The sequence below is a fragment of the Peptostreptococcaceae bacterium genome (assembly GCA_016649995.1).
Lineage (GTDB): Bacteria > Bacillota > Clostridia > Peptostreptococcales > BM714 > BM714.
In genome coordinates, this window is the sequence record JAENWJ010000059.1 from 1 (window position 1) to 9,428 (window position 9,428).

A 9,428-nucleotide genomic window follows, 5' to 3' on the forward strand; every position below is an offset into this window, starting at 1 on the left:
GCCTCTTTTAATGATTCTAAATCAAAATTAGATGAGTATGCACGTGCACCAAATTTTTGCATTCCTAAGTATATTGCATCACAACCATTAGAAATTGCAGCTATTAAAGCTTCCATATTTCCTGCCGGAGCTAATAATTCAGTCATTTTTTCCTCCATACTACCCGCAATTCTGCGCTAAATTTCTCTAACTGGTTGCAAAGTATTTCCACTTGAATCATTTTTGTTGTCCTATCTTATAAAAAATTTTGTCTAGATTTGATACAGTAGAATTATAACAATTCACACGCCGCAACACAAGAACAGTTGCCAAAACAAATAAGAACTGTGAACCCATCAAATTCATTGTGTTTAAAGCAGTAACCCCGTCGTGCTTTTATATAAGACACGAACACCATTGTATGTATAATTGTTTTTGATATAATATAATCAGAAATATACTACGGGGAGGTTTAAAATGCAAAAAAAGTTATGGAAAAAAATTATCATAGGATTTTTAATCTTATTCACAATAATAATTGCAGATTGGGCATATCCAATATTAAAGCAAGAGGAAAATCCAGTCCAAGTTATAAACGGAACAGTACAACTTGGTTTAAGAGGTTTAGATTTATATGAGTATGATTCAAATCCAATATCTAAGCAATATATTACAACAAGTAAAGATGGTTTTGAATTCGTTAGAAAGATGTTAGAAGATGAAGGGTGGCTTTTTAATGAACAATTTGGTTCGGGTTATCTGTTTGATTATTCAACCAATGAAAAAGAAAATATAAGTATTTCGAGCATTCAATTTACACGATACTTTAAACTATGGTTAATACCACAAACCGCATTTTAGAGAGGAATACACCCCTCTCTTTTTAATTATACGAGTAACAACACTAAAGTCTAACAGAGCCTATGATTTATAGTCACCCCGTGCCACAACTATGCGATATCCAATTTTTTTTACTTGTTCCTTGAGTACTTGCAGTGATTCTTCTGCATCGTCTTTTGTGCCAATTTTATTATCATAAAGCATATAATCTTTTCGCACATTTTGAGGTGAAATATTTGGCATGATAACATTTGCGCCGGCCAATATTCCAAGCTCCCGACCACGCGGATGGATTGTTCCCAAAGCCGTTGTTGCAGGGAGAAGTACAGAAGGGAGCATCAATCTAATTATACTAAGAAGAAATACGGTAAGCTCAACTGTTCCTGGCTTTTCATCTGCAAAAGAAGTGTCATGCTGGGGAATGAAAGGACCGATGCCTACCATTTCAGGCTGTAACTCGTAGAGAAACAGTAAATCTTGAGCAATATTTTCCACCGTTTGAAAAGGTGCCCCCACCATAAACCCAGCGCCAACCTGATAACCAATATCCTTTAAATCATAAAGACATTGCTTACGAATTGAAAGCAATTGGTCGCTAGGATGCAGTTTTGCATAAAGAGACTCATTTGCAGTCTCATGACGCAGAAGATAGCGGTTTGCTCCAGCATCAAAGTAAGCCTTATATGAAGCATGGCTTTTTTCTCCGATGGACAGGGTGATGGCACAGTCAGAATATTTTTTTTTGATATCTTTTATTATGTCAATAATTCGCTCATCGGTAAAATATATATCCTCTCCGCCTTGAAGCACAAAAGTGCGCAACCCAAGTATATAGGCAGCATCACAGCACTGCAAAATTTGCTCTTTTGTTAAACGATATCGGTGTGCATTAAAATTGTTCTTGCGAATACCACAATAATAACAATTGTTTTTACAGTAATTTGTGAATTCTATAATACCTCGTATATAGATATCTTTTCCGTAATGCAAGATGGCTGTTTCCCTTGCTTTACCGAAAAGATAATCTTCTGTTTCTTTGTTTTTATTTTGGATCAGCAGTTCAAACTCATCTTTGGACAGAATATGTTTTTCTGCCAATTTATTGATCAGATTTTTCATTGTCTGTTTTCCTCCGTTTTTACTATCAACTCAATAGAGATATTGGGACTACGCAGGTGTGTGTTTTTTCTTTAAAGACCATTGTTTTAATTTTTACATTCACACCAAAGGCCTGACGCAAATTATCCTCATTTAAAATTTCAGCAGTGTCTCCGAACAGACTGGTGCCATCTTGATTTAGCAGTAATGCTTTCTGAGAAATGGCAATTGCATGTTCAGGATAGTGGGTATTGACAATGGTAGAAATCTGCTGTTCTTTACAAAGCTTTTCTATGGTACTTAAAACAATCATCTGATTTTTAAAATCTAAATTAGATTCAGGTTCATCCAAAACCAGCAAAGAGGGTTTGGCGGCAAGTGCCCTTGCAATGAGTACCATCTGCAGTTCTCCGCCGCTAATTTGATTGCAGAGTTTATTCTTCAGATGGGAAATACCAATTAATTCAAGGCATTCATGGGCTATTTTTCTATCTTTTTTCCCCGGCTGCCCAAAAGCTCCGAGATACGAACCGCGTCCCAAGAGCACCATATCCTCTACCGTGTAGGAAAATGCCGATGTTTTTGCCTGGGGTACATAGCCTATGTTTTGCCAAATTTTTTTATAGCACATTTCCTTTAAATCAGTTCCATATAAAATTGTACTTCCTTGGCTCCAAGGAAGAAGTCCCAGCATGCATTTAAGCATAGTTGTTTTACCGATTCCATTGACACCAAGAACAGACAGAACTTGTGGCTTTTCCAGGCAAAAATTGATATGGCGCAGCAATTTCTTTTCTTTTGAATATTGAAAACTACCGTTACGTACTTCGAATATCAAGATTTAATTCCTCCCGTCTTTCTTAGTAAAATAATGAAAAATGGAGCTCCAATGACAGCAGTTAAGATAGAAACAGGAATCTCCGCTGCTGTTACACTGCGTGCAATTGTATCAATGCACAGCATAAAAATAGCTCCAAAACAGATGCTTGCAGGCACAACCGCCTGATTGTTATTGCCAAATATCATTCTTGCTATATGGGGAATCAGAAGACCAACCCAGCCTATAAGGCCACACATGGATACCACGGATGCAGTTACCATAGTTGCACCTAAAATCGTAATACCACGCACCAGTTTTACATTAATTCCAAGAGATTTTGCCTCATCCTCCGGCAAGGACATTACATTGAGTTTCCACCTCACCAAAAATATCAAAACAATTCCAATGATAATAAAGGGAGATCCCAGCATCAGTGTTTCTTTTGTCGTCGAAGACATACTTCCCATAAGCCAGTAAGTGATTGACGGAAGAATATCCTGGGGATCTGCCACATATTTGATTAAGGATACCATTGCCGAAAAGAGCGCACTGATTACTATACCTGACAATATAATCATAAGTATATTGGATTTTCCGTTAATTCTGCTAATGGAGCATACAAGAGTCACAGCAGCAATTCCTGCCAGCAATGCTGTCATTTGAATTCCTAAGCCTGAAAATCCCATCAGTATACCCAAAGCCGCACCGAAAGATGCACCCGTTGCAACGCCTAATGTATCTGGCGTTGCAAGGGGATTTGCAAAAAGACTCTGAAAGGCTGCCCCAGATATGCCAAGTCCTGCGCCTGCAAGCATTGACAGCAAAACCCTGGGCATGCGAACATTTAGAATAACAGTGTTCATGGTTTTTAACACTTCCACATGGGTAAACATTTTTGGGAACACTACTGCCAGTATTTCTTTTATTGAAATGGTATATCTGCCTATTGTCATGGCAACCATAGCTGAAAGCACCATAACGATAATCATACTAATAGTCCAGTTAATATTCCACTTTCTCTCATTTGATATCATTTGACTAACACCCACTTATCAATTTTAAAATCCTGCAGCCCCATCTCGAGAAGGATTATACATTCTATTTACCTGCTCATCAGTAAGCTCTACACCATACAGGTTCATGTAATAGTCTTTGACTTGCTTTACCATATCCACATTTGCAAAAAGCTTTGGATATACCTTTTGGGCCATCCAAAGAAGTATAACAGGCGTATCGGCGCCTGGGGTAAAGCCCCTGTAAGAACCGAGGGGAAGCTTATAAACCTCGCCATTTTTAACAGCAGTCACGCTGCTCCAATCATCGCCTCCGATTTTGTTATTGTAAAGGTCTTCCGGTTGTGAGGATGTGAAGTTTGTAATAAAAATGACATCGGGATTCCACTCATATACCTGCTCCATGTTTATAGCAGCAATAGAATTCCCTTCTTCGATTACTTCTCCCACGTTGATGCCGCCAACAGCATCGCACCAGTACTGACCGAAGAACTTCTTCCCTGATGTGATCATTGTGGCTTTATCGTATTTAAAGAGGAAAAGAATTTTCTTTTTATCTGTATCTTCTATTTTGCTTACAGTCTTTTGAATGCTGTCATAAACTTCTTTGCTATATGTAGATACTTTTTCGGAGATTTCAGCTCTTTCAGGGAAAATCTTGCTTAACATGGAAACCCATTGATCATATGTCTCTATGACGTCACAATCCCACTTGCTAGGTGAGACGGCCACGGCTGCAATACCCGCTTTTGTCAAGGTGTCACCAAGAGTATGGTTATTTGCGCCATAAAATACAACATCAGGATTAAGCTTCAATAACTGCTCAATATTCAAGTTGTTGCTTGTCATAAAGCTGGTATCTGCATTTAGAATTTCAGGAAAAAGTTCGCTAAGAAGTCCTGATTTTGCCGCACTCATACATACAGGATGAATGCCTACCAATTTTTCGGCAGAGCCAAGAAATATAGTAAGAATTGATGCAAATGGGTAGATATCGGTAACTACTACTCGATTGATATCGCTGGGAAGTATAATCACATTGTCATTATCATCTGTAATTGTAATAGTGGAAGCAACTTCCTCATTAGCCGGCTCGGTATCCGCTGATGAGCATCCGCTAAGTGGTAGTGCAAGAAGTGCAATACATAAGAGCAGTGAAATAATTTTTCTATTCATTTTATTTTCTCCTTTTTGTTCTTACATGGTGGCATGCAAGGGGTATTTCCTCGCAAAACATCAAAGATTGAATCCCCAATAAACACTTTCATATCATCGTGGTAAATCCTTCCCGAATATGCTTCATGTGGCATATCTATAAAGGTTATTGACTCATCTGCTGGGAGAAGACGACGGTAAATGGGATCGGCAATTATCGTTTTAGCCTCCAAAACCTTTTTTGCAATATCATCCTCTTCAAATAAGGAAAGAGTATTTTCTCCCATTAAGCTTTTGTCGGGATTTAGAGGACAAAGGGTTCCCACATTTTTCATGCCTAAATCTTCTATAAGGCAACATCGCAAAGAAGAGGCAAATACCTGTTCTCCAATAATCAGCACTTGCTTGTCATCTGCATTTATCTTTTGCCCTTCTCCTTGTAAATAAAAGTCTTTACCCGTATTTGCTGCTTGTTCAATAAGAGACAAGAGTTTTTTCACAGATTTTTCCCCTATTGGGAGTCCAACTACAAAGGGTGTTCCGTATTTTTCCTTTAGTTTTTTTGCGGCTAAAAGTCCGCTTGCCGAAACAACAACATTGACATGTGCCTTGCCGGCCATGGATAAATCTTTCAGTGTATTCCCCATTGCCCAACAGCTATTTACATGGAAACCGTTTTCTTCAAAAAGATCAATCATTTTTTCTGTATTGCCTGTAATTGAGAAATCAAGAGGTGTAAGACCTAGTAAATTAACCGATGGATGTTCTCCCTCCTTGCGATCTGCAGCCACGCAAGACAAGGTGCAGAAACGCTCTGCTATGGCCTCCAGTGCTACTGCAATACCATCTATATAGGAGTGCATTCCATTTGTGGAAAACCCAAATGTAGGAATACCTGTTCTCTTTTCAATGATTTTGGCAATACCTTTAAAATCCGTTCCCATCATCATGGGGATTGGCGTACCGCCTATTGCAATGAAAGCAGGCTTTAAGTTTTTTGCTGAATCAGTTATATCACATATTAGTTTTTCATCATCGCCCATAACGGCTTCAAGCTCTGTTAAGGCAGAGATGTATACCATGCTGTCCATAGTATACCAACGCGGCTCGTCATGGGTTGAATAAGTGGAGTTACAACCTGATGCGTCATGCATCACGGTCATTCCTCCAAGCTCATAAAGCGCTGAGCAGACTCCTGAAATATCGGCCGTATATGTGGATAGAACGCGAGTCGTCAGTTTCATACACAACACCCCAATCCTTTAATTGTAATAAGCTTTTCGGCATCTTTTTCCTCTGTTGTTGCTTGTATCATAAGGTCCATCAGTTTGCAGATACCGTCAAACCCATAGAAACCGCCATCCTCTACAATATTTACAAAATATTTTGTGTCAGTGAAGTATGCGGCTTTTTGCCCTATTGCCAAAATCTTTCCATTTTGATTTACTGCAGCATTCCGTGGTAGAACTGCCATTTGGTTATGTATGGTGCCAATAAGCTCTAAATTACCTTTATTTTTCTGAAGCCATTCGAAGTCTTTTTGTTCTTCATCTAAAAATGTATCTCCATATACACTTATCACATTAAAACCGTATTGCAAAAGTAGTTTTGCCATTCCAAAAGGCCTGTCTGTGGCAGTATAATCAATTGCAATTTGCATATTTTTAAGTACTTGCGAGGCACGCTTTAAACTGTTAGTTGCTTTTTCCTTGAGCTTATCTATATCTGGTAATGGTATAGAAAGTTCTTTTGACAGCCTATGCAGATTTTCAGAAATTTTATTAAAATCAAAGCTGACAGGCAGATACAAGTGTTTTATGTAAAGTCGGTTTTCCAATTCTTTTGCTGCAGCATCTGCTGCCGGACGATTGGTTATATTTAAACAGCTCTGTGACATCTTTTCATATTCACTAAAGGTTTTGCAGTTGCAGATATCCATTATTTCATATCCACCTCTACGTATCATTTGAACCAATTCACTTGATTCATCCGTTGCAAAATTATTGCCAATAAAATTTACTGCTCTGCTTTTGTCTTTTGAGGGCTGCAACATATAATAAAGTTGGCGTCTCATTGTTGGGTCGGGAGGCAACTCGCTTTTACGCATAATGGGGGTCATATAACATTCCACAAATCCTATATCAGGATATTTCTTTCTGAGGGTTTTATATACCAAATCCAAATCAGAATTCAAAAACTTATGAACACAGCTGGTAAAAATTAAAATCGCCTTTGGTTTTACGGGAAGTTTTTCTGCTATATCGGAAACGCCGTTTATAATAATCTCCTCGCAATTCCCGGTTAACACTGTGTCTTCATCAACCGATATTGTTGAAAAACGATTCATAACACCAAGTTCTGCAGCTGTAAGTACCACGCCTCTTAAACAGTTTTGTGCACAGACAAAAATTTGATGACTTTCAGGAAGCAGCATGCCCGTATGTACAATGTTCCAAGTGCCTCTTGCCGGTGAACTATACTCTAATCCGTAAGTAAACGGAGAAAGGGAAGAGGCATTCTTTATTTTTATATGTGTTTCTGCCATGTCAGGATTTCTTAAATTAATCATACTTTTACTCTTTCTGATGAATTGCAGGCAGCTATAACAGATGAAGCAAGCTCTATATAAGATGCCGCCATGTCACTATCAGGGAATGCCTCGAGTACCGTTTTGCGTAGATTATCGGCTTTTTGAACCGTATTGCTAAATTCCAAAGTACCTATAATATCCGTCTTAATATCAATTGCCAGTTCTTTGACCTTTTCTTGTTCCTTATCAACATTTCTTTTATTTAAGATTATACCGCCAAGAGTTGCATATCCTCGTTCCTTAAAGTTTTCTACAGCCATGGCAATATTTGCTGCCGCATGGATAGCCATATTCTCGCCAGAGGTAACAATGATAACTTTCTCTGCATAACCTTCTCGAATTGGCATTGCAAAGCCTCCGCAGACAACATCTCCCAAGACATCATATATTACTACATCGGGTTTATAAATTTCAAAAGCATTTCGCTGTGCCAAAGCTTCAAAAGCCGTGATTATTCCTCTTCCCGCACATCCAAGCCCTGGCGTTGGGCCACCTGCTTCAACACAAAGAACGCCCTCGTATCCAACGGTCACCATCTCATCAAGGGTGACGGCGTTACCTTTACTTCGAATTAAATCCAGGACTGTGGAAACATTCTTTTTACCATGCAGATTGATTGTTGAATCTGCTTTTGGATCGCAACCAATCTGCATAACCGTAAGTCCATTCTTTGCAAATGCAGCTGATATATTGGATGCTGTTGTGGATTTTCCAATTCCACCTTTTCCGTATATGGCTATTTTTAACAAAATATTTTCTCCTTTCCTCTGACAGATTCGAGGTTTCTTAAAAGTGTCCCCAAAAAACGCGGTCCCCGTTATTGCGCCCCCCGCCAATTCCCCTATGTACCGCCTTGGCCTCGTTCTTTACCGTTATCCAGAATTCATCTCTAGGCATTTCTAGTATTTCAAGAACCTCCGACCTACTTGCTATTTCCATTTCTATTCTTCCCTATTCTTTTCCGGACAACAAAAAAACTCTCCGCGACAAAGGAAAGCTATAATTTTTACACATACATATATCACCACTCCCTCTTCAAATCAGAAATCTCTTTTTTGTCAGGTTGCTGTTTTTAAGAACAGACCATCCAAGAAACCTCGGAAAGCCTGAACCATTCAGTTGTATATTGCCTTGCTACATTATAGATTATACTCCTTTTGGTAATTATTTGTCAATCCTTATTTCTGCCAGCTTCCCTTACAGTATTATAAGAAATCTCAAGCAAACGAGCAATCGTCCTGTATGACATTCCGCTTTTATCAATCAGCTCAGCTATCAAGTCATTCATGACTCTTTCATTTCCTTTTATCTGATATGCTTCTATTATTTCATGTTTTGCGCAACACGCGCCGATAATTTCCCGAGCTTTTTCTTCTCTGGATTTTTCTAGGTCCTCTTTTATTTCAAGGTACTCGTTGTCATCCTTGACCATGTGGAATGCCTTAAACTCATCGATGCTGTTGCTAAAAAGACCAAGCACGAATTTAAATTGCCGTCTTTTGCCGACGGTATCGTTGTTTATATATTGACTGTAGCTGCTCCACTTGTAGTCTCCCGGCTTTTCGGCGATTCTTGCCTTAATTGGATTGTTATGCACATACCGAATTGCCTGCAAAAGATATTCATCCGTCTCTATTGCTTGGCTCTTAAACCTGTCCTGAAAAACATGTCCTACCATTTTCTCGTTCAGGTTGTATCTCATTGCAAACTTTACATTAATTTTCTTCATGGCCAAAGATAATTGATCCAATTCCGCTTTAAGAACCAAGTGAACATGGTTATCCATTATGCTCCAAGCAACCATTTCTATTCTAGCCTCTTTTTCCTGTTCTTCAAGCATTTCCATGAAATCAAGTTTATACTGCCTCTTTTTAAATATCCAATTTCTATTGTCGCCTCTCATGATGATATGGTAATATCCTGTCGAACTCGC

At 38.7% G+C, this 9,428-nt stretch carries 11 protein-coding genes; 1 reads left to right on the forward strand and 10 read right to left on the reverse strand.

Features of this window, described 5'->3' with window-relative positions:
- Positions 1–146: hypothetical protein (locus tag JJE29_08215; protein MBK5252597.1), on the reverse strand; the 146-nt coding region annotated here is incomplete at its 3' end.
- A gap of 310 nt (positions 147–456) precedes the next feature.
- On the opposite strand from JJE29_08215, the gene JJE29_08220 reads away from it, so the two are divergent.
- Complete coding sequence (locus JJE29_08220) at positions 457–840, forward strand: hypothetical protein (GenBank protein ID MBK5252598.1); 384 nt, start codon at positions 457–459, stop codon at positions 838–840.
- 60 nt (positions 841–900) lie between these two features.
- Here the strand turns inward: JJE29_08220 and hydE are convergent, their stop codons facing one another.
- The 9 genes from hydE to JJE29_08265 all read right to left on the reverse strand — a co-directional run.
- Entirely contained in the window at positions 901–1,938 is a 1,038-nt protein-coding gene (gene hydE / locus JJE29_08225; GenBank protein ID MBK5252599.1) for a [FeFe] hydrogenase H-cluster radical SAM maturase HydE, read from the reverse strand.
- A 25-nt stretch (positions 1,939–1,963) separates the two neighbouring features.
- A complete protein-coding gene (locus JJE29_08230) occupies positions 1,964–2,755 on the reverse strand; it encodes an ABC transporter ATP-binding protein (GenBank protein ID MBK5252600.1) in 792 nt (263 codons plus the stop codon).
- Entirely contained in the window at positions 2,752–3,771 is a 1,020-nt protein-coding gene (locus JJE29_08235; GenBank protein MBK5252601.1) for an iron ABC transporter permease, read from the reverse strand. Before JJE29_08235 ends, JJE29_08230 begins: the two co-directional genes overlap by 4 nt.
- A 24-nt stretch (positions 3,772–3,795) precedes the next feature.
- Complete coding sequence (locus JJE29_08240; protein MBK5252602.1) at positions 3,796–4,926, reverse strand: ABC transporter substrate-binding protein; 1,131 nt, start codon at positions 4,924–4,926, stop codon at positions 3,796–3,798.
- A complete protein-coding gene (locus JJE29_08245; protein ID MBK5252603.1) occupies positions 4,923–6,164 on the reverse strand; it encodes a hypothetical protein in 1,242 nt (413 codons plus the stop codon). Before JJE29_08245 ends, JJE29_08240 begins: the two co-directional genes overlap by 4 nt.
- Complete coding sequence (locus JJE29_08250; protein MBK5252604.1) at positions 6,146–7,474, reverse strand: nitrogenase; 1,329 nt, start codon at positions 7,472–7,474, stop codon at positions 6,146–6,148. Before JJE29_08250 ends, JJE29_08245 begins: the two co-directional genes overlap by 19 nt.
- On the reverse strand, positions 7,471–8,244 hold the full coding sequence (locus JJE29_08255) for an AAA family ATPase (protein ID MBK5252605.1): 774 nt from the start codon (positions 8,242–8,244) through the stop codon (positions 7,471–7,473). The genes JJE29_08250 and JJE29_08255 overlap by 4 nt, the downstream gene beginning before the upstream one ends.
- A gap of 37 nt (positions 8,245–8,281) precedes the next feature.
- A complete protein-coding gene (locus tag JJE29_08260; GenBank protein MBK5252606.1) occupies positions 8,282–8,434 on the reverse strand; it encodes a hypothetical protein in 153 nt (50 codons plus the stop codon).
- A 232-nt stretch (positions 8,435–8,666) separates the two neighbouring features.
- The coding region (locus JJE29_08265) for a transposase (GenBank protein ID MBK5252607.1) at positions 8,667–9,428 on the reverse strand (762 nt) is incomplete at its 5' end.

Coding starts and splice junctions, on each gene's coding strand:
- JJE29_08220 (MBK5252598.1), top strand. CDS start 457: ATGCAAAAAAAGTTATGGAAAAAAATTATCATAGGATTTTTAATCTTA.
- hydE (MBK5252599.1), bottom strand. CDS start 1,938: ATGAAAAATCTGATCAATAAATTGGCAGAAAAACATATTCTGTCCAAA.
- JJE29_08235 (MBK5252601.1), bottom strand. CDS start 3,771: ATGATATCAAATGAGAGAAAGTGGAATATTAACTGGACTATTAGTATG.
- JJE29_08240 (MBK5252602.1), bottom strand. CDS start 4,926: ATGAATAGAAAAATTATTTCACTGCTCTTATGTATTGCACTTCTTGCA.
- JJE29_08250 (MBK5252604.1), bottom strand. CDS start 7,474: ATGATTAATTTAAGAAATCCTGACATGGCAGAAACACATATAAAAATA.
- JJE29_08260 (MBK5252606.1), bottom strand. CDS start 8,434: ATGGAAATAGCAAGTAGGTCGGAGGTTCTTGAAATACTAGAAATGCCT.